At 53.6% G+C, this 700-nt stretch carries 8 tRNA genes; all 8 read right to left on the bottom strand.

Annotation, left to right across the window (positions count from 1 at the left end):
* Positions 1-2: 2 nt before the first annotated feature.
* Positions 3-76: transfer RNA gene (locus STRDD12_RS07995), tRNA-Pro, on the bottom strand.
* Between the two features lie 2 nt (positions 77-78).
* Positions 79-152, bottom strand: a tRNA-Arg gene (locus STRDD12_RS07990).
* An 18-nt stretch (positions 153-170) separates the two neighbouring features.
* Positions 171-256 (bottom strand) — tRNA-Leu (locus STRDD12_RS07985).
* Positions 257-259: 3 nt separating this feature from the next.
* Positions 260-331 (bottom strand) — tRNA-Gly (locus STRDD12_RS07980).
* A gap of 15 nt (positions 332-346) precedes the next feature.
* Positions 347-419, bottom strand: a tRNA-Thr gene (locus tag STRDD12_RS07975).
* Between the two features lie 10 nt (positions 420-429).
* Positions 430-511 (bottom strand) — tRNA-Leu (locus tag STRDD12_RS07970).
* A gap of 7 nt (positions 512-518) precedes the next feature.
* Positions 519-591, bottom strand: a tRNA-Lys gene (locus STRDD12_RS07965).
* 36 nt (positions 592-627) lie between these two features.
* Positions 628-700 (bottom strand) — tRNA-Asp (locus STRDD12_RS07960).

The raw sequence follows: 700 nt of genomic DNA, 5'->3' as shown, positions 1-700 counted from the left end.
AATCGGGAAGACAGGATTCGAACCTGCGACCCCTTGGTCCCAAACCAAGTACTCTACCAAGCTGAGCTACTTCCCGTATGCACCCTGCAGGATTCGAACCTGCAACCGCCTGATTCGTAGTCAGGTACTCTATCCAGTTGAGCCAAGGGTGCCTATTCAATTGTCTCGTATGCCGAGGACCGGAATCGAACCGGTACGAAGGTTACCCTTCGCAGGATTTTAAGTCCTGTGCGTCTGCCAGTTCCGCCACCCCGGCCCAAGCGAACGACGGGGTTCGAACCCGCGACCCCCACCTTGGCAAGGTGATGTTCTACCACTGAACTACGTTCGCATCTATTTCCTCTAATGCCGGCTACATGACTTGAACACGCGACCCTCTGATTACAAATCAGATGCTCTACCAACTGAGCTAAGCCGGCTAATTTTTAATGCGGGTGAAGGGACTTGAACCCCCACGCCGTTAAGCGCCAGATCCTAAATCTGGTGCGTCTGCCAATTCCGCCACACCCGCATGTCGATGACCCGTACTGGGCTCGAACCAGTGACCCATTGATTAAAAGTCAATTGCTCTACCAACTGAGCTAACGAGTCTGTCATCTTCTACTCAAAATGTTGCCATCTTGAATACGGTCCCGACGGGAATCGAACCCGCGATCTTCGCCGTGACAGGGCGACGTGATAACCGCTACACCACGGGACC

It is taken from the genome of Streptococcus sp. DD12, from assembly GCF_001578885.1.
In the GTDB taxonomy this organism is placed as follows: Bacteria; Bacillota; Bacilli; order Lactobacillales; family Streptococcaceae; genus Streptococcus.
Note: the sequence above shows the minus strand (reverse complement) of the source record. Positions and strands in the feature narration are given on the sequence as shown.